Source organism: Mycobacterium sp. SMC-15, assembly GCF_045310925.1.
Lineage (GTDB): Bacteria > Actinomycetota > Actinomycetes > Mycobacteriales > Mycobacteriaceae > Mycobacterium.
Map to the genome: position 1 here is coordinate 213382 of NZ_JBJIAJ010000001.1, position 17003 is coordinate 230384.

Annotated in this window: 19 protein-coding genes and 1 riboswitch; of the genes, 9 read left to right on the plus strand and 10 right to left on the minus strand. The window is 68.9% G+C overall.

Annotated elements, in window-relative coordinates; translation table 11 throughout:
- The first annotated feature begins 36 nt into the window (after positions 1 to 36).
- Genes ACJH71_RS01010 through ACJH71_RS01020 form a run of 3 tightly spaced genes read left to right on the plus strand, consistent with a single transcriptional unit; the run spans position 37 to position 1418 of the window.
- A complete protein-coding gene (locus tag ACJH71_RS01010) occupies positions 37 to 294 on the plus strand; it encodes a DUF2530 domain-containing protein (protein ID WP_406756180.1) in 258 nt (85 codons plus the stop codon).
- A gap of 32 nt (positions 295 to 326) precedes the next feature.
- The gene (locus tag ACJH71_RS01015) at positions 327 to 785 is read left to right on the plus strand and encodes an SRPBCC family protein (RefSeq protein ID WP_406756181.1); all 459 of its coding nucleotides are present in this window, start codon (positions 327 to 329) and stop codon (positions 783 to 785) included.
- Positions 786 to 842: 57 nt separating this feature from the next.
- A complete protein-coding gene (locus ACJH71_RS01020) occupies positions 843 to 1418 on the plus strand; it encodes a hypothetical protein (protein ID WP_406756182.1) in 576 nt (191 codons plus the stop codon).
- On the opposite strand, the gene ACJH71_RS01025 is transcribed toward ACJH71_RS01020, so the two are convergent.
- Positions 1415 to 2449, minus strand: coding sequence for a DUF3027 domain-containing protein (locus tag ACJH71_RS01025; protein ID WP_406756183.1), 1035 nt, complete (start codon positions 2447 to 2449; stop codon positions 1415 to 1417). The two genes, ACJH71_RS01020 and ACJH71_RS01025, sit on opposite strands and share 4 nt — an antisense overlap.
- Positions 2450 to 2673: 224 nt before the next feature.
- Between ACJH71_RS01025 and ACJH71_RS01030 the strand changes: the two genes are divergently transcribed.
- Both ACJH71_RS01030 and ACJH71_RS01035 read left to right on the plus strand, forming a co-directional pair.
- Complete coding sequence (locus tag ACJH71_RS01030) at positions 2674 to 4260, plus strand: MFS transporter (RefSeq protein ID WP_406756562.1); 1587 nt, start codon at positions 2674 to 2676, stop codon at positions 4258 to 4260.
- 7 nt (positions 4261 to 4267) lie between these two features.
- Positions 4268 to 4777: a DUF2771 domain-containing protein gene (locus ACJH71_RS01035; RefSeq protein WP_406756184.1), complete on the plus strand. Its 510-nt coding sequence runs from the start codon at positions 4268 to 4270 to the stop codon at positions 4775 to 4777.
- Between the two features lie 3 nt (positions 4778 to 4780).
- Here the strand turns inward: ACJH71_RS01035 and ACJH71_RS01040 are convergent, their stop codons facing one another.
- The 5 genes from ACJH71_RS01040 to ACJH71_RS01060 all read right to left on the minus strand — a co-directional run bounded on the left by ACJH71_RS01040 (position 4781) and on the right by ACJH71_RS01060 (position 9794).
- Positions 4781 to 5782, minus strand: a complete 1002-nt coding sequence (locus tag ACJH71_RS01040) for a glutathione S-transferase family protein (protein ID WP_406756185.1) — start codon at positions 5780 to 5782, stop codon at positions 4781 to 4783.
- A gap of 51 nt (positions 5783 to 5833) precedes the next feature.
- The gene (locus ACJH71_RS01045; RefSeq protein WP_406756186.1) at positions 5834 to 7756 is read right to left on the minus strand and encodes an acyl-CoA dehydrogenase family protein; all 1923 of its coding nucleotides are present in this window, start codon (positions 7754 to 7756) and stop codon (positions 5834 to 5836) included.
- Positions 7757 to 7868: 112 nt separating this feature from the next.
- Positions 7869 to 8519 (minus strand): sterol desaturase family protein, encoded by a 651-nt coding sequence (locus ACJH71_RS01050; RefSeq protein WP_406756187.1) that lies wholly within the window; start codon positions 8517 to 8519, stop codon positions 7869 to 7871.
- Positions 8516 to 9238 (minus strand): FadR/GntR family transcriptional regulator, encoded by a 723-nt coding sequence (locus tag ACJH71_RS01055; protein WP_406756188.1) that lies wholly within the window; start codon positions 9236 to 9238, stop codon positions 8516 to 8518. Before ACJH71_RS01055 ends, ACJH71_RS01050 begins: the two co-directional genes overlap by 4 nt.
- Positions 9239 to 9380: 142 nt before the next feature.
- Entirely contained in the window at positions 9381 to 9794 is a 414-nt protein-coding gene (locus tag ACJH71_RS01060; protein WP_406756189.1) for a cold-shock protein, read from the minus strand.
- 339 nt (positions 9795 to 10133) lie between these two features.
- Between ACJH71_RS01060 and moaA the strand changes: the two genes are divergently transcribed.
- The 3 genes from moaA to ACJH71_RS01075 all read left to right on the plus strand — a co-directional run bounded on the left by moaA (position 10134) and on the right by ACJH71_RS01075 (position 12918).
- Positions 10134 to 11147 carry a GTP 3',8-cyclase MoaA gene (moaA, locus tag ACJH71_RS01065; RefSeq protein WP_406756563.1) on the plus strand — a complete coding sequence of 338 codons (1014 nt, stop codon included), beginning with the start codon at positions 10134 to 10136 and terminating at the stop codon, positions 11145 to 11147.
- A 3-nt stretch (positions 11148 to 11150) separates the two neighbouring features.
- Positions 11151 to 11432, plus strand: coding sequence for a MoaD/ThiS family protein (locus ACJH71_RS01070; protein ID WP_406756190.1), 282 nt, complete (start codon positions 11151 to 11153; stop codon positions 11430 to 11432).
- Between the two features lie 358 nt (positions 11433 to 11790).
- Positions 11791 to 11967: riboswitch (cyclic di-AMP (ydaO/yuaA leader) on the plus strand.
- A 9-nt stretch (positions 11968 to 11976) separates the two neighbouring features.
- The gene (locus ACJH71_RS01075; RefSeq protein WP_406756191.1) at positions 11977 to 12918 is read left to right on the plus strand and encodes a transglycosylase family protein; all 942 of its coding nucleotides are present in this window, start codon (positions 11977 to 11979) and stop codon (positions 12916 to 12918) included.
- A gap of 60 nt (positions 12919 to 12978) precedes the next feature.
- On the opposite strand, the gene ACJH71_RS01080 is transcribed toward ACJH71_RS01075, so the two are convergent.
- Genes ACJH71_RS01080 through ACJH71_RS01095 form a run of 4 tightly spaced genes read right to left on the minus strand, consistent with a single transcriptional unit; the run spans position 12979 to position 14561 of the window.
- Complete coding sequence (locus tag ACJH71_RS01080; protein WP_406756192.1) at positions 12979 to 13416, minus strand: molybdenum cofactor biosynthesis protein MoaE; 438 nt, start codon at positions 13414 to 13416, stop codon at positions 12979 to 12981.
- Positions 13413 to 13892 carry a molybdenum cofactor biosynthesis protein B gene (locus ACJH71_RS01085; RefSeq protein WP_406756193.1) on the minus strand — a complete coding sequence of 160 codons (480 nt, stop codon included), beginning with the start codon at positions 13890 to 13892 and terminating at the stop codon, positions 13413 to 13415. The genes ACJH71_RS01080 and ACJH71_RS01085 overlap by 4 nt, the downstream gene beginning before the upstream one ends.
- Positions 13889 to 14362 (minus strand): cyclic pyranopterin monophosphate synthase MoaC, encoded by a 474-nt coding sequence (gene moaC, locus ACJH71_RS01090; protein ID WP_406756194.1) that lies wholly within the window; start codon positions 14360 to 14362, stop codon positions 13889 to 13891. Before moaC ends, ACJH71_RS01085 begins: the two co-directional genes overlap by 4 nt.
- Before the next feature lie 10 nt (positions 14363 to 14372).
- A complete protein-coding gene (locus ACJH71_RS01095; RefSeq protein ID WP_046282658.1) occupies positions 14373 to 14561 on the minus strand; it encodes a hypothetical protein in 189 nt (62 codons plus the stop codon).
- Between the two features lie 62 nt (positions 14562 to 14623).
- Here ACJH71_RS01095 and ACJH71_RS01100 point away from each other — a divergent pair, with 62 nt between their 5' ends.
- Positions 14624 to 16936 (plus strand): helicase-associated domain-containing protein, encoded by a 2313-nt coding sequence (locus ACJH71_RS01100; protein WP_406756195.1) that lies wholly within the window; start codon positions 14624 to 14626, stop codon positions 16934 to 16936.
- The last annotated feature ends 67 nt before the right edge of the window (positions 16937 to 17003 follow it).

Below are 17003 nucleotides of genomic sequence, written 5' to 3' on the forward strand. Positions count from 1 at the left end.
GGGGACTTTACCGGCGAGGCGCTAACGTCAACGGCGATGACCCCTCAGCACTCCCCCGAGCCGCCACCGTTGCCGACCGCCCTGCTGCGGATCTGGCCGGTGATCGGCGCCGGCGTCACGGGTTTCTGCTGCGCGACCATCGCCGCGTTCACGGTGCCCGCGCTGGAAGGATGGCGGCCGGTGAGCGTGGCGGGGCTCGGCGTCGGGATGGTGGGCACCACAATCTTTCTGGTGCAACGCGGGGCGGCACGACGCGGCGCGCGCGGTGCCCAAACCGGGCTGGAACACGAATAGAGTTACGAACCGACGATTCGAGGAGGAACGCCATGGCAGCCCCGCTGTTGACGGCACAGGTCGACATCAATGCACCGGTGGCCAAGGTCTGGGCACTGATCTCCGACTTCCGGCGGATGCCCGAGTGGAGCCCGCAGTGCCGGTGGATGAAGCCGCTCGGTGCGGTGGGCCAGGGGACCCGCACGATCAACTTCAACCGGCGCGGCTGGATGTACTGGCCCACCAGCTCCGTCATCACCGAGTACATCCCGGAGCGCAAGCTGGCCTTCCGCGTCACCGAGAACCACAGTGTGTGGACCTATGAACTCGAGCCGACCGCCACCGGTACGCGGGTCGTCGAAAGTCGGCACGTCGAAAACGGCAACACCACCAAGGTCTCGGCGTTTTTGGTGGGCAAGTTCATGGGCGGCACGCCCACCTTCGAACGCGAGCTGGTCGAGGGTATGAACGCATCGCTGGGCAAGATCAAGGCCGCCGCAGAGAACGCCTGACGCCTCTGTGGCGGCGGAGTAACGTCCCCTGAAGTGGGGAGACACTGGGAGGAATCCATGGAAACCGTGAAATCCGCAGTGCGACTGCCGAGTATCGCCGTGGCAGCGACCGCGCTGGTGGCCACCGGCCTGACCCCGGTGGTCGCGTCACCCGAAATCAGCACGCGCGCCGCGGCCGCGGTGTCGGCCGAGGTGACGCTGGCCGCCAACGCGGTCGTCGACAGCTTCGACACCCTCGCCGGGCTCGCGCCTTTCGACATGTCCAGCATTGCCGACGAGCTCAACGTCCCGGGCACAGTCGACCTGTCCGACCTCCTGCCCGGCGCGGCCGACGCGTTGGACGTTCCCGGCGCCGCCGACGCGTTCGACATCGTCGGCCTGTTCAACGCGGAAGTGGCTGCCGCCGTAGGACTGTTCAACCGGTTCATCAGCCTGCCGTTCACGTTGTTCAACGACTTCGAGAACCTGTTCACCAGCCTGATCAACCTGGACTTCGGGATGGCCTTCAGTCAGGCAGCCACCATCCCGCTGGACATCGTCAACTACGTGGTCGGTCTACCGGGCGCGGTGGTCAACACCGCTTTCAACATGCTCTTTGTGCTCCCGGGCGAGTACCTGTTCAACTTCGGTTAGGGCGTCTCCGGCTCGCCCGGCTCCCCGGATTCCCCTGGGACGTCGGCGATGTCGGCGGATGCTTCGACGACCGTCTCAGCAGCGTCAGCCTCGGCGTCGGTTCCGGTTTCGGCCGGTTCCGGCGCCGCTGCTGTCTCGGCGAGCGCTTCGACGGGAGCTTCGATCGATTCGTCTGCCGGCTCGACGGTTTCGGTCTCTTCGTCAGCCGCGTCAGCCACCGGCTCAGCCGCCGCGCTCACCTCACCAACCGGTTCGGCTGCGGGAACCGGTGCGACGTCGACGATCTCCAGCACGCCGTCGTCGTAGGGCTCGTATGCCGGGGATCCGGCGCCTGCGGGCGCCGGAGTGTCACTGTGCGCGCCGCAGCCGTACCGGTTCTCAACCACGTGTCCGTCGGCGGACATTTCGTTACCGCAGACGCCGAACACCGTGCCCAGCTCACCGGCGAGCGGCAAGTAGAAGCCGCAGTCGCGGCAGACCCGCTTGGTCGACCGCGCCATCGCCGAATCCGGACCGTGCTCGCCGTCGTGCCAGCGCTGCGCCGCATCGGCGCGGCCCACCGGGCTCATCAGCCAGCGTCGGCCCAGGCCGATCTCCCCGGCCACCTCGTCGAGCTGCGGGTCGCCGCTCGAGGTGTAACCGGGCACCAGTCGCGGATCGTCGGCGGGCGGCGCCAGCAGGTCCCCCGGGCCCAGGTCGCCGGGCCGCACTCGCTGGTCCCACGGCACCCACTCCGGAGCCAGCAGGGCCGTGGGGCCGGGCACCAACACGACCTCGCTGACCGTGGGCTCCGTGGCGCCCGGGATGGCCGCGACGACGACGGCCCACTGCCAGCCCTGATAACCGGGCAGCAGCGCACCGAACCGGTGGGTGGCGGCGGTCGGGTCCTCATAGTCGACCCCCAGGTGCTCACCGACGGTGTCGGCGCCGCTGAACTCGGCGACGGCCGAGCGAGCCTGCTCGACGGCCGCGGCCAGCACCGTGGGTACGGCGATGGTCGCAGTGGCTGATTCTGCGCTGGGTCCGGTCACGCGGGTCCCTTCCGTTCAATGACGCCCCTCATACTGCCGCAGCGTGGCTCCATCAGCCACATGCAGGCACGACCACGGCCTGCGCGGTCGCGCGGCGGACATAGGGAAGAATCGCGGATGTGTCTGCACGGCGTCGTGAACCCTCCGAACCGGGCCGGCGCCGCCGTCCGCCCCCGGCCCCCGGCCGCGGTGCGCGCAACGGCTCGGCCGGCCAGCACCCCGGCATGGCCAACTACCCCAGCAACAGCACCGGTGACCAGCGGCAGCGCAAGCCCATGCCGAGCTCCAATCGGTACCTGCCACCGCTGCGCGAACACACCGACACGCCTCGCCGTCCCGAGCCTTCGGGCGGTTCGGGTGCCGGCGACCGCGTCACGGTAACCCGAGCCGCCGCTGCCCGAAGCCGCGAAATGGGCTCGCGGATGTATGGGCTGGTGCAACGGGCCGCCACCGCCGACGGCGCCGACAAATCCGGACTGACCGCACTGACCTGGCCGGTGGTGGCGAACTTCGCGGTGGACGCGGCGATGGCCGTCGCGTTGGCCAACACCTTGTTCTTCGCGGCGGCCGCCGGGGAGAGCAAGGGCCGGGTGGCGCTGTACCTGCTGGTGACAATCGCGCCGTTCGCAGTGGTCGCGCCGCTGATCGGTCCCGCCCTGGACCGCGTCCAGCACGGCCGGCGCGCAGCGTTGGCCATGTCATTCGCGCTGCGTACCGCCTTGGCCCTGGTGCTGATCGCCAACTACGACGGCGTCGCGGGCACCTTCGGCTCCTGGGTGCTCTACCCGTGCGCGTTGGCGATGATGGCACTGTCGAAATCGTTCACGGTGTTGCGCAGCGCCGTGACGCCCCGCGTGATGCCACCGTCGATCGATCTGGTTCGGGTCAATTCCCGGCTGACGATGTTCGGCCTGCTCGGCGGAACGATCGTGGGCGGCGGCGTCGCCGCAGCGGCCGAGTACACCTTCACCCGACTGTTGCAGCTGCCGGGCGCCTTGTTGGTGCTGGTGGCGGCCTCGGTGGCCGGGGCGGTCCTGTCGATGCGGATCCCGCGATGGGTGGAAGTGACCACCGGCGAGATCCCGACCACCTTGAGCTACCGCTTCGACGAACGGCCCCGAAGCTGGCCCGAACAGGTCCGGCGGGCCGGCGGCGCGTTGAGCCAACCACTGCGGCAGCCGCTGGGCCGCAACATCATCGCCGCGCTGTGGGGCAATTGCACCATCAAGGCGATGGTCGGGTTCTTGTTCTTGTACCCGGCGTTCGTGGCCAAACAGCACGACGCCGGCGGGTGGGTGCAGCTCGGCATTCTCGGGTTGATCGGAGCTGCCGCAGGCGCAGGAAACTTCGCCGGCAACTTCACCAGCGCCAGACTGCAACTGGGCCGCCCCGCGGTGCTGGTGGTGCGCTGCACCATGGCGGTGACCGCTGTCGCGCTGGCGGCAGCGGTGGCCGGCACCCTGGTGATGGCGGCGGTCGCCGCGCTGGTGACCTCGGGAGCCAGTGCGATCTCGAAAGCGTCGCTGGACGCCGCACTGCAGGACGACCTGCCCGAAGAGTCCCGGGCATCGGCGTTCGGCCGCACCGAATCCACCCTGCAACTGGCCTGGGTGTTGGGTGGCGCGCTGGGGGTGCTGGTATACACCGACCTGTGGGTGGGCTTCACCGCGATCACCGCTCTGCTGATCCCGGGTCTGGCCCAGACCATCCTGTCGTTCCACGGCGACTCGTTGATTCCCGGCCTGGGGGGCAACCGGCCGGTGCTGATCGAGCAGGACGGTGCCCGCCTCGATCCGGCAAGACAGGGGTGATGTACAGGTGAAACGCTCGACGGCCGTGCTGGTGGCGGTGCTGACGGTGGTGACTGCGGCGCTCGCCGGATTCGGCACCTGGTGGTTCACCCGGACCGAAGAGCCGCTGCCGCCGCAGATCAGCGCGTACTCCATCGGGAACCTCACCCGCACCGGGCCGTACCTGTACTGCAGCGTGCTCAATCTCGATGAGTGCCTGCTGACCGAATCGCGAGGCACGTTGACGGTCGACTCACGTCATCCCGTGCAGCTGTCGGTGGACGAGAGCATCGGGCGAGCGCCGTGGCAGCTACTGCGGCTGTACGACGACCCGGCCGACTCCACCGGCAGGGTGTACCCGCCGGGCAGCACCCTGGCCGTCACCGTCCCCACCGTGGATGCGCAGCGCGGTCCGCTGCGCGGCTTGGTGGTGCAGCTGCTCACCCTGGTCGTCGATTCCAGCACCGGCGAGCAGTTCGCGGTGCCGCACGCCGAGTGGGCGGTGGGTATGCGCTGGAATCATCACGCGCTGGGTTGACGGCTAGGCTCCGTGGCCGGCCGGCACCCGCTCGCCGGAAGCAACCGGGCCCGGCGGAGTTCCGTCACCGAACGGCCTGCCGCCCAGCGCTTCACGTCCATGCGGTGACAGCCAATTGGCCAGGTCCGGGCCGTCGGGAACGATCCGCGACGGATTGATGTCGGCGTGCACGATGTAGTAGTGCTGCTTGATCTGGACGAAGTCGGTGGTGTCGCCGAAGCCGGGCGTCTGGAACAGATCCCGGGCGTAGGCCCACAGCACCGGCATCTCGGACAGCTTCTGCCGGTTGCATTTGAAATGTCCGTGATAGACCGGGTCGAAGCGGGCCAGCGTGGTGAACAGTCGGACATCGGCCTCGGTGATGGTGTCCCCCACCAGGTATCGCTGATCGGCAAGACGCTCGCTGACCCAATCCAGCGCGGTGAAGAGCCGGTCGTAGGCGGCGTCGTAGGCCTCCTGGGTGCCCGCGAAACCGCACCGGTAGACCCCGTTGTTGATCTCGGTGTAGATCCGCCGGGCCACCTCGTCGATCTCGTCGCGCAGCGGTTCGGGATACAGCTGCGGAGCCCCGTCGCGATGGTAGGCCGTCCACTCGGTGGAGAAGTCCAGAGTCATCTGGGCGAAGTCGTTGGTCACCACCGCACCGGTGGGCACGTCGACCATCGCCGGAACGGTGATGCCCTTGGGATAGTCCGGTATGCGCTTGAAGTAGGCGTCCTGCAGCCGTGGGATCTGCAGCACCGGGTCGACGCCGCCGGGGTCCAGGTCGAAAGTCCAGCTGCGCTGATCGTGGGTGGGGCCGCAAAACCCTATGGAGATAACCTTTTCCAGCCCGAGTAGCCGGCGCACGATGATGGTGCGATTGGCCCACGGGCAGGCCCGTGCGACGACCAGCCGGTAGCGGCCCGGTTCGACCGGATACCCATCACGGCCATCGGCGGTGATCCGGGTGGAGATGTAGTTGGTGTCGCGCTTGAAGTCGCCGCCGGCGAGGTAGCTGGCCATGACTACCAGAGTGCCACGACTCGAGCGCCGCAGACGGTCCGAAGTGCCCGGCTAGCCGAACCGGCGCGCCACGTTCGACTCGGTGGACGCTCCCGGTTCCCAGTGTGCGATCCACGGCCCGGTGCCCTCGGACGGATCGAGGATGCCGTCCTCTAGCCAGATGTAGCGGTCCTCCAACACCGCGTGGGCCAGCCGGGTGTCGGCGCGATCGGTGTTGGTCCACAACGCGGCGAACAACGCCTCGACCCGCAGCCGGGACTGCTCGCAGAACGCGTCGGCCAGTTGATAGGCCTGCTGGCCTTCGGCCCGGTCGGCCACCCGCTGCGATTCAGCGCGCACGCACACCGCGGCCATCGCGAACAGCTCCGCCCCGATGTCGACGACGCGCCCCAGAAATCCCTGCCTTTTCTCCAGGCCGGCCTGCCACCGGGCCATGCCGTAGAAAGTGTTGCGCGCCAGCTTGCGTGAGTGGCGTTCGACGAAACGCAGGTGCGTCGCCAACCTGCCGAACTCGCGGTACGCCAGGGGACGTTGCCCCTCCCCGAAGAGCAACTGCGGCAACCATTTTGCGTAGAAGCCGCTGGCCGCGGCGGCGGATTTGGCCTTCTGCCCCAGCCTGGCCTTGGGGTTGGCGAGTTCCCCTGCGGCGCTCAGATGGGTATCGACGGCCTCACGCGCGATCAGCAGGCGCATGATCTCGCTGGAGCCCTCGAAGATGCGGTTGATCCGCAGGTCCCGAACCTGCTGCTCCACCGGCACCGCTCGTTCGCCGCGCGCGGCGAGTGACGGGGCGGTCTCATAGCCGCGGCCGCCACGAATCTGCAACAACTCATCGGCGATGACACACGCCATCTCGCTGGACCACAACTTGGCCAGCGCCGCTTCGATCCGGATGTCGTTGCGGCCCTCGTCGGCCATCTGGCCGGACAGCTCCAGTACCGCTTCCAGCGCGTAACTGGTGGCGGCGATGAACGCGATCTTCGTGGCGACGGCTTCGTGCTCGCCGACCGGCCTGCCCCACTGGACCCGCTCCCGGGACCACTGCCGAGCGATCTTCAGCGACCATTTCGCCGATCCGGTCGCCATCGCCGGAATGGCCAAGCGACCGGCGTTCAGAGTGGTCAGCGCGATCCGCAGGCCGTCCCCCTCGCGTCCCACCAGGTTCTCAGCGGGCACTCGAACCTTGTGCAGCCGGGTCACGCCGTTTTCGATACCGCGCAGCCCCATGAACGTGTTTCGGCGTTCGACGGTGATCCCGGGTGAATCGGCTTCCACGACGAAGGCACTGATGCCTCCCCGGTGGCCGTCGCCCTTGGGCACGCTCGCCATCACCACCAGCAGTTCGGCCACCACGCCGTTGGTGGTCCACAGTTTCACCCCGTCCAGCTCGTAGGCCTGCCCGCCCTCGATCGGTCGTGCCGTGGAGGCCAGTCGCGCCGGATCGGAGCCCACGTCCGGTTCGGTCAGCAGGAATGCCGAGATCGCGCCGGCCGCGCAACGCGGCAGGAACATCTGCTTCTGCTGGTCGGTGCCGGCCAGCTTGAGTGGTTCGGGCACCCCGATCGACTGATGGGCGCTCAACAGCGCCCCGAGGCTGGGGTGCACGCTCGACACCAGCATCAGGGCCCGGTTATAGGCGACCTGCGACATGCCCAGGCCGCCATACTCGACGGGGATCTTCAGCCCGAAACAGCCGAGCCCGGCCAGTCCCTTGACGTATTCGTCGGGGATCTGTGCGTCACGCTCGATGACCGCGCCGTCGACGGTGTCGAGAAACTCCCGCAGCCTGCCCAGAAACTCCTCGGTGCGCGCTGCGTCGTCATCGGCCGGCCGCGGGAAAGGATGGACGAGCGGTAGGGGGAACCGACCGAGGAACAGTCCCTTGGCGAAAGAAGGTTTGTCCCAGCCGCTCTCGCGAGACTCCTCGGCAACGGCTCGTGCCTGCTCCTCGCTGACCTGCACCTGCTGCGTCATCGGACACCTCCTGAACCAGCCACCGCCGGAGAACCGCTGCCTCCGGAGGATTAACCAGTTGGTGTCAAACCAAACGCCGTCGTGTCGCCGCGGCCACGAGCGGCACGGCGATTCAGCCGGTCACCGTAGGCGCGTGCAGGTTTCGCACCGTCGGCGACGACTCCACCGTGCGCGGATCCGGGTAGGTGCCCAGCAGTCGGTCGGCGGTACCGGAGCTGGTCACGGTGAACCAATAGTTCTCGTTCTTGAAATGGTGGTACCGGTGGTTGCGCCACACCGCACGGTAGATCGCATGGCGGGGCTTGTAGTCCGTGTGGACGAGGTAGTGAATCCACTCGTAGAAGACCAGGAACGTCGCGATGGTGAGTACGAACGTGAGCCCTTTTCCGGTGTCCCCGAAGGCGAGCAACACCAAAGGCGTCAGGGCGATGATCACAATCAGGCTGGGCCACGGAATGAAGATCAGCGGGATGTCGCGCGGGTCGCGGTGATGCAGACGGTGGTCACGGGCCAGGCGCGAGTCGAGCGTGATGCCCACCACGGTGCGCGGGCGCCAATGCAGGATTCCGGTATGGATCAGCCACTCACCCAACGGCGAAAAGGCAAGGAGCGCAACGGCAATGATCGCGTCACCGATCGACCAGCCACCCACAGCCAGGCGCGCCGCCCACAGTGCGACCGCCCACGTGAGGAGCATCCAGGGGCTGGGGTGCCGAATGAACTCGGCGAAGGCCTCCGGCAGCGTCTGCTGTTTCCGCGTCATCGCGGGCCCTCCAACTGGCTGGCGAGCTCGGCGAAGGCGGCGCTGCCCAGGTCAAGCAGCTCCGCCGCGGCCAGACGGGCGCCACCTCGATCACCGGCGGCGATGGCTTCGGCAAGCGATCGGTAGTGCTCGATGTCGTTGACCTCGGCAGCCATCACGTTGACGAGCGCGTCGAGGACGGGCACGTATGCCTGATTGAGCGTGTTGAACAACAGCCGAAAAGCGATGGACTCGGCGCTGTCCACGATGAGTTCCCAAAACCCAAGGGCACGCCACATGCGTTGCACGGGTTCCGATTCGGCTTCCAATTCCTCGACCACGGTGCGCAGCCGGGCGCGGGTGTCGTCGTTGACGCGGGCCGCTGCCAGCGCGGCCACCTGCGGACCGATGATGGCGCGGGCCTCGATCACGCTGGCCAAGGTGGCGCGGTCGACGTCGCCGCCGTGCACCAGCAGCAGCGGCAACACGTCGAAACCGGCTTCGGCACGGAAGTCACGAACCACCGTGGACCCACCCTGGCGGACCTGGATGAGGCGCGCTCGGTCCAGGCGGCCCAGCGCCTCCCGGACGGCGGCGCGTGATACCCCGAGCGCCTCGGACAGGGTCCGCTCGCTCGGCAGGGTGTCCCCGGGCGTCCGGTCACCGGAGAGGACCTGGCCGGCGAGCTGGGCGAAGATCTCGTCGGGTATCGACTGACGATTGATCGGCTGCAGGGTCATGACCGAAACCCTAACACGAAAAATGGCCGGAGGTCTGGTGGTCAGACCAGTTGTCGCGGGCGGCGCTCCGCCGCTGCTGTCTTTTCAGTAGTCAGTCAACGACGATCGCCACCCGCAGTGGGCTCGCCAGCACCGGCTGGGTTCAGGCGTCCAGTTCGCGAGCCACGGCCTTGACCACCTCGGAGATCTGCCGAGCGGTCTTGCGGTCCGGGTATTTGCCCTTGCGCAGCTCCGGCTGCACGGTGCCTTCCAGCAGGGTGATCATGTCCTCGACCATGCCGTGCAGCTCATCGGGGGTGTGCCGGTGCTCGACAGCCGGCGCCGCCTCACGGCGGGTCCGCGACAGGCTCGGCGGCGGGTCGATCAACTTCACCGTCAGCGCCTGCGGCCCGCGACGTCCGGCGGCGACGCCGAACTCGACCCGCTGGCCCGCCTTGAGACCCTCCACACCGTCCGGCAGGGCGGAGGCGCGGACGTAGACGTCCTCACCTTCTTCCTGGGACAGGAAGCCGAAGCCCTTCGCGGCGTCGTACCACTTCACCTTGCCGGTCGGCACTGGTCTCACCTGCTTGTCTTGCTTGATCACGTACTCGGGGACATAAAGGAAGCGTCCCGCCTGCGCAGGACGCGTCAGCAGCCGATCTTACTAGGACACAGACCCGCAAAACACCCAGGTTTCCTCGGTAGGCTGGCGAAGCCGCTGGAGGAGACCAGGACCGGACACCGAAGTCGCACGGTCGCTCCCCGGCCGACCGAATCGGATACAGATATGACGTTGAGGCAACCGGGTCCGCGCACCCCGGCACCACACACGGATGCTGCCGACGCGGACCACCAAGAGGCGGCCCGGAAGGCCGCCTTCCACGAGGCCGTGGAGCGTGCCGTCGCCACGCAGATGCCGACCACCGGGCCGCTGGTGGACACCTTCGGCCGGGTACACACCGATCTGCGGATCTCCCTGACCGACCGCTGCAACCTGCGCTGTACCTACTGCATGCCGGCCGAGGGGCTGGACTGGATTCCCAGCAAGCATCTGCTGAGCGACGACGAGCTGATTCGCCTGATGCGGATCGGCGTCACCCGACTGGGCATCGCCGACATCCGGTTCACCGGCGGTGAGCCGCTGCTGGCCCGCCACCTCGAAGGGGTGGTGGCCGGCGCCGCGGCACTGCGCCCGCGGCCCGAAATCGCCTTGACCACCAACGGCCTGGGACTGGCACGCCGGGCCGGCGCCCTGGTGGCGGCCGGGCTGGACCGCATCAACGTGTCACTGGACACCGTCGACCGCGCCCACTTCGCCGAGATCACTCGCCGCGACCGACTGCCCGACGTACTCGCCGGCCTCGACGCAGCCGCCCAGGCCGGGATGCGGCCGATCAAGGTCAACGCCGTGCTCGATCCCAAGATCACCGGCGACGACATCATCAGCCTGCTGCGCTTCTGCCTACTCCACGGCTATCACCTGCGGGTCATCGAAATGATGCCGCTGGATGCCGACCACAACTGGAACCGCGACGCCGGGCTCAGCGTCGAACAACTGCTGGAGACGGTGCAGGCCCAGTTCACCCTGCGGCCCGATCCGAAGCCGCGCGGCTCCGCGCCGGCCGAGCTCTGGCTCGTCGACGAGGGCCCGCAGACCCCGGCAGGCACGTTCGGGATCATCGCGTCGGTGTCACGGCCGTTTTGCGGGGACTGCGACCGGACTCGACTCACCGCCGACGGCCAGATTCGCAACTGCCTGTTTTCTATCGAGGAGTACGACCTGCGTGCGCTACTGCGAGACGGTTCCGATGACGACGCCATCGAGCAGGCGTGGCGGGCCGCGATGTGGACCAAGAAGGCCGGCCACGGCATCAACGATCCGGATTTCATCCAGCCGGACCGCCCGATGAGCGCGATCGGCGGCTGATCCATGACCCATCAGACCGACGTCACCGATACCGGCGTGGCGGTGACGGTCCGCTACTTCGCTGCGGCGCGGGCCGCGGCCGGGACCGAATCAGAGACCGTCAGCGTGCCCCTCGGAGGCGGGGTGGCCGTCTTGGCGCAGGCCCTCGCCGCCCGCAATGAGCGGCTGGCGGCGGTGCTGAACCGGTGCTCCTACTTGCGCGATGGGGTCGCGGTGCGCGACCAGGAGGCGGCTTTGCGGCCCGGCGAAACGGTCGACGTACTGCCTCCGTTCGCCGGCGGTTAGCGAGGCTCGACGAAGGAGAGACGAAGCTCGACCGCCGAATCAAACCCGGCGGTTAGCGAGGCTCGACGAAGGAGAGACGAAGCTGGACCGCCGAATCAGACCCGGCGGCTAGCATGATCTACGTCACATAACGAATTGATCACGGACCGACAACAGCTTGATTTAGTGGCCTCTGACCTGCATAAACGCTGGCGGTTCCTGGTGGTTTGAGAAGAACCAGCGATGAAAACACCCGGGAGCGTCAAGGGTGACTCGGCGGGTAAGACCGGTTACGGTACATCTCCGGGTGTATCGAAAATTTTCCGTTCGATCCACCTTTCCTCACCCGTAGCGCCGAGCTCCATCCAACGGGAGAGGAAAACCACAAATACCTGATGGATGGAGGCGGGGGACCCACCGGGTCCGCCGAGAGCGGCCCTGAGGCCCTAACCGGCCTCTCGGGGTGAAGCCGACGACGCACCGCGTGCATCAAGGCCGGGCAGTCCCCCCTGTCCGAACCCGACGCTGACCTCGCAGGCGTAGACAGAGAGGAATTCACCACCGTATGAGTGGACGGCATCGCAAGCCCACCCAATCGAACGTCAACATCGCGAAAATCGCTTTCACCGGAGCTGTGATCGGTGGCGGCAGCCTGGCCCTCGCCGGGACCGCAGCCGCGGCTACCGATGACGAATGGGACCACGTAGCCCGGTGCGAATCCGGCAACAACTGGGGCATCAACACCGGTAACGGCTACCAGGGCGGGCTGCAGTTCTCGCCGAGCACCTGGAGCTCGCACGGTGGCAGCAAGTACGCCCCGTCGGCTCACCTGGCCAGCCGCGAGCAGCAGATCGCGATCGCCGAGCACGTGCTGGCAACGCAAGGCCGTGGCGCCTGGCCGGTCTGCGGTCGCGGACTGTCCGGCGCATCGCAGCGCGAGGTTCCGGCGGCGCCGCCGGCCGACGCCCCGATCGACAACCCGGATGTCAACGGCGAGGCCGTAGCCCTGGACAACCCGATGGCTCCCCCGCCGGCTCCCGAGCCCGCACCGTGGTGGGCTCCCCCGGCCCCCGAGGCCCCGGCTCCCGCAGAGGGCGCCGCACCGGTGGCTCCCGCCGGCTGGTTCCCCGAAGCTCCGGCTCCCGAGGCCCCCGCCCCCGAGGCCCCGGCCCCGATCGCCGAGGACCTGCCGCCGGCTCCCGAGGCTCCCGCTCCGGAAGCCCCGGCCCCCGAGGCTCCGGCACCTGAGGCCCCGGCCCCGATCGCCGAGGATGTCCCGCCGCCGGCCCCCGAGGCTCCCGCGCCTTGGTGGAACCCGGAGGCTCCGGCACCCGAAGCCCCGGCGCCCGGCGACGAGGTAGCTCCGGCTCCCGCTCCGGACGGCAACCGGCAGGAAGCGGTCTCGGTCGGCTTCCACCAGCAGCTGTGGCAGGCCGTTCGGTCGGAGAACATCAGCGGCAACGACGCGCTGGACGCGTTCGCGCAGCAGCCCAGCCGGGTTATGTAACGCACCTACGAAAAACGGGGGCCGGATCACCGGCCCCCGTTTTTTGTGTCCTCGCGGCCATCAGGCCGAGCCGACCCACTCCTCGGTGTCGTCGGCGAAGAACTGGTGCTTCCATACCGGCAGCCGCGCCTTGATGGTGTCGACAAGCAGCGCGCAGGCCGCGAAGGCCTCCCGGCGGTGATCGGCCGCCACGGCAGCCACCAGAGCGGCGTCACCGATGTGCAGCACACCGATGCGGTGGCTGGCCGCCAACGCGCGGACCCCGACCGCCTGCTCGGCAACCTCGGCCAGCACTTCGGCCATCACCTGCTGCGCCGTAGGGTGCGCGGAGTACTCCAGTCGGGTGACCTGTTGGCCGTGGTCGTGATCGCGGATCATGCCGACGAATCCGACGATTGCTCCAGCGGCGCGGTGGCCCACCAGCTCCTCGTGTTCGGACAGCACGATGGGCTGCTCGGTGATGGCGGCCCGCAGGACCTTCGGGCCGGGGGCCGTCACCGGTGGTCTCCGCCGGCGAGCTGGTCCAAGGCGTGGTCCAGGACGTCGGCAAGCACGCCCAGCCCGTCGCGCACCCCACCGGACGACCCGGGCAGGTTGACGATCAGGCTGCGACCGGCCACGCCGCACACGCCGCGAGACAGTACCGAGGTCGGCACCTTCGGCAGCCCGGACCGGCGGATGGCATCGGCCAAGCCGGGGATCTGGTAGTCGAGCACGGTGAGCGTCTGGGCCGGGGTGTCGTCGGTCGGCGAGATCCCGGTGCCGCCGGAGGTGATGATCAGCTCGGGCCGAGCAGCGACCGCGGCGCGCAGGGCGGCGCCGACCGGCTCACCGTCAGCCACGACCTCCGGCTGCACCGGGGCGAAGCCGCGCTGGGTCAGCCAGTCGGCGATGATCGGCCCGGTGCGGTCGGTGTACTCACCGGCCGAGGCTCGGGTGGAAGCGATGATGATGCGGGCGGTCCGGGCACTCATGAGCGCTCCCAGGCACCGGTGCGGCCACCGTCCTTGCTCAGCACCCGGATGTCGTCGATGACGGCGGCGCGGTCGACGGCCTTGATCATGTCGTAGAGGGTCAGTGCGGCCACGCTGACCGCGGTCAGCGCTTCCATCTCGACCCCGGTGCGGTCAGTGGTGCGTACCGAGGCGGTGATGTCGATCTGGGATTCGCCGATGGTGAAGTCGACGTCGACTCCGGTCAGGGCCAGTTGGTGGCAGAGCGGAATCAGATCGCTGGTGCGTTTGGCGGCCATGATGCCGGCCACCCGTGCGGTCGCCAACGCGTCACCCTTGGGCAGTCCGCCGGCCGAGATCAGCTGGACCACCTCGGCGGTGGTGCGCAGCACGCCGCCGGCGACCGCAACACGCTTGGTGGTCGCCTTGGCGCTGACGTCGACCATGTGGGCCGCACCCCGATCGTCGAGATGTGAGAGCGGCCCGGTCATGGCGTCACCGCTACCGGTTGACGACGGTGACCGGATGCAGGTAGGGCAGCTCGTCGGACGGCAGCGGGAACACGAGGTCCCCGAACGGCGACAGTGCGCCGGTCCGATCGGTGCGCAGCTCGCTGACAGCGGGTTCGCCGTCGGTCTTCGGCCAACCGTTGTCGACGTACCGGTTCTTGTTGTCCTGGTTTCCAGCCACGGCACCATTCTGACAGGTCGCGATCGACGACGTTCACCGGTTGGGCCTTACGCTGGTCGTCGATGACCGAACGCGCCCGGGGTGTCCCACTGGGGTCGTGGCTGGCCGACCTGCCCGACGAGGATCTGATCCGGCTCCTGAAGCTACGGCCCGACCTCGCCCAACCACCGCCGGGCAGTATCGCCGCGCTGGCGGCGCGGGCCCAGGCCCGTCAGTCGGTTCGGGCTGCCACCGATGAGCTGGATTTTCTGCGGCTCGCTGTCCTGGATGCGCTGCTGGAATTGCATGCCGACGCCACCGGCGTGCCGGTCGCCGATCTGCTGGCCCTGCTCGGCGAGCGCGCCCCCGCCGACGCGGTGACCGAGGCGCTGACCGACCTGATCGAGCGGGCGTTGTGTTGGGGTTCGACAGAACCGGACGGTGTGTTGCGCATCGCCGCCGAGGCAGGCACCGGCCTGCCGTGGCATCCGGGCCAGGTGACCCGCGAGGATCCAACACACGGCGAGGCCGACATCGCCGCGCTTCGCGAAGCCATCGCCGATCTGGCAGCGCCGCAGCATGACCTGCTGGACAAACTGCTGACCGGTTCCCCGATCGGGCGCACCCGCGACGCCGCGCCCGACGCGCCCCCGGAGCGTCCGGTGCCCCAGCTGCTGGCGGCGGGACTGCTGCGCCGCGTCGACGACGAGACGGTGATCCTGCCGCGGCTCGTCGGGCAGGTGCTGCGGGGCGAACAGCCGGGCCCGATCGCCTTGCACGAGCCCGACCCGGTGGTGTCGCAGACCACCGCGGCCGATGTCGACGCGGCGGCGGCCGGCGCGGTGATCGATGTGTTGCGCGAAATCGACGTGATCCTGGCCAGTCTGGGCGAAACGCCGGTGCCGGAGCTGCGCAGCGGCGGGCTGGGCGTACGCGAGGTCAAGCGACTGGCCAAGACCACCGGTGTCGACGAGATCCGGCTGGGCCTGCTGCTTGAGGTCGCCGCGACCGCCCGGCTGATCGCGGCGGATTTTCCCGACCCGGCGAGCGTCGATCAACGGGACTGGCCCGACGCCGACGGCCCCTATTGGGCGCCGACGGTGCTCGCCGATCGGTTCGCCGAGCAGTCCACCGCGGAGCGCTGGCACCTGCTGGCCGCCACCTGGCTGGATCTGGCGGCCCGGCCGGGTCTGATCGGCAGCCGCGGGGCCGACGGCAAACCCCGGGCGGCCCTGTCCACCCCACTGTTCTCCACCGCCGCCCCGATGGATCGTCGACTGCTGCTGGGCATGCTCGCCGAGCTGCCCGCGGGCGCCGGGGTCGACGCCGTGACCGCATCGCAGGCGCTCATCTGGCGCCGGCCGCGCTGGGCCAACCGGTTACAGCCCGGCCCGGTGGGCGAACTGCTCGACGAGGCGCACACCCTGGGAGTACTGGGCCGCGGCGCGCTCAGTACCCCGGGACGGGTCCTGTTGGCCGACACCGACGCCGCCGACGGAGCCGCCGCGGTGGCCGCGATGGCCAAGGCGTTGCCCGAGCCGATCGACCACTTCCTGGTACAGGCCGATCTGACCGTGGTGGTGCCGGGACCACTGAAACGTGACCTCGCCGAGGAGCTGGCCGTCGTCGCCACGGTGGAATCGGCCGGCGCGGCGATGGTCTACCGGGTCTCCGAACAGACCATCCGGTCCGCTCTGGACGTGGGCCGTACCGGTGCGGGGCTGCGGGCATTCTTCGAGAAGCACTCCAAGACCCCGGTGCCGCAAGGGCTGAGCTACCTGATCGACGACGTCGCGCGCCGGCACGGCCAGCTGCGGATCGGGTTGGCGGCCTCCTTCGTGCGGTGCGAGGATCCCGCGCTGCTGGCCCAGGCCGTCGCCGTTCCGGCCGCCGAGGCACTGTGCTTGAGGCTGCTGGCCCCGACGGTGGCGGTGGCGCAGGCTCCGCTCGCCGACGTGCTGGCGGCGCTGCGCAACGCCGGTTTCGCCCCGGCCGCCGAGGATGCCTCCGGAACGATCGTCGACATCCGGCCGCGCGGGATGCGGGTGCACACCCCGGCGGAGCGTCGCGGGCACCGACCACACCCCGGTCCTGGTGATGACAGCCTGACCGCACTGGTCCGGGTGCTGCGCACGGTGACGTCGGCGCCGTTCGACAACATCCGGCTGGATCCGGTGACCGCGATGATCATGCTCAAGCGCGCCGCGCTGGAGCGGGCCACGGTGATGATCGGTTATGTCGACGCCGCCGGCGTGGCCACCCAGCGCGAGGTCGCCCCCACCCAGGTCCTGGGCGGCCGGCTGGTGGCGTTCGATTCGACGTCGGGGCAGATGAAGGATTTCGCGATCCACCGCATCACGTCGGTGTCGTCAGCCCCCGACGACGCAGCGCACTAGCGACGCATGTCGGGGCGGTCCGGATAATGGGCCCATGCGCGCTGCCGACGATGCAGAGCGCCAGCGA

Coding starts and splice junctions, on each gene's coding strand:
- ACJH71_RS01075 (WP_406756191.1), top strand. CDS start 11,977: ATGAGTGGACGGCATCGCAAGCCCACCCAATCGAACGTCAACATCGCG.
- moaC (WP_406756194.1), bottom strand. CDS start 14,362: ATGACCGGGCCGCTCTCACATCTCGACGATCGGGGTGCGGCCCACATG.
- ACJH71_RS01100 (WP_406756195.1), top strand. CDS start 14,624: ATGACCGAACGCGCCCGGGGTGTCCCACTGGGGTCGTGGCTGGCCGAC.
- ACJH71_RS01050 (WP_406756187.1), bottom strand. CDS start 8,519: ATGACGCGGAAACAGCAGACGCTGCCGGAGGCCTTCGCCGAGTTCATT.
- ACJH71_RS01070 (WP_406756190.1), top strand. CDS start 11,151: ATGACCCATCAGACCGACGTCACCGATACCGGCGTGGCGGTGACGGTC.
- ACJH71_RS01020 (WP_406756182.1), top strand. CDS start 843: ATGGAAACCGTGAAATCCGCAGTGCGACTGCCGAGTATCGCCGTGGCA.
- ACJH71_RS01010 (WP_406756180.1), top strand. CDS start 37: ATGACCCCTCAGCACTCCCCCGAGCCGCCACCGTTGCCGACCGCCCTG.
- ACJH71_RS01055 (WP_406756188.1), bottom strand. CDS start 9,238: ATGACCCTGCAGCCGATCAATCGTCAGTCGATACCCGACGAGATCTTC.
- ACJH71_RS01015 (WP_406756181.1), top strand. CDS start 327: ATGGCAGCCCCGCTGTTGACGGCACAGGTCGACATCAATGCACCGGTG.
- moaA (WP_406756563.1), top strand. CDS start 10,134: ATGCCGACCACCGGGCCGCTGGTGGACACCTTCGGCCGGGTACACACC.
- ACJH71_RS01030 (WP_406756562.1), top strand. CDS start 2,674: ATGGCCAACTACCCCAGCAACAGCACCGGTGACCAGCGGCAGCGCAAG.
- ACJH71_RS01040 (WP_406756185.1), bottom strand. CDS start 5,782: ATGGCCAGCTACCTCGCCGGCGGCGACTTCAAGCGCGACACCAACTAC.
- ACJH71_RS01045 (WP_406756186.1), bottom strand. CDS start 7,756: ATGACGCAGCAGGTGCAGGTCAGCGAGGAGCAGGCACGAGCCGTTGCC.
- ACJH71_RS01085 (WP_406756193.1), bottom strand. CDS start 13,892: ATGAGTGCCCGGACCGCCCGCATCATCATCGCTTCCACCCGAGCCTCG.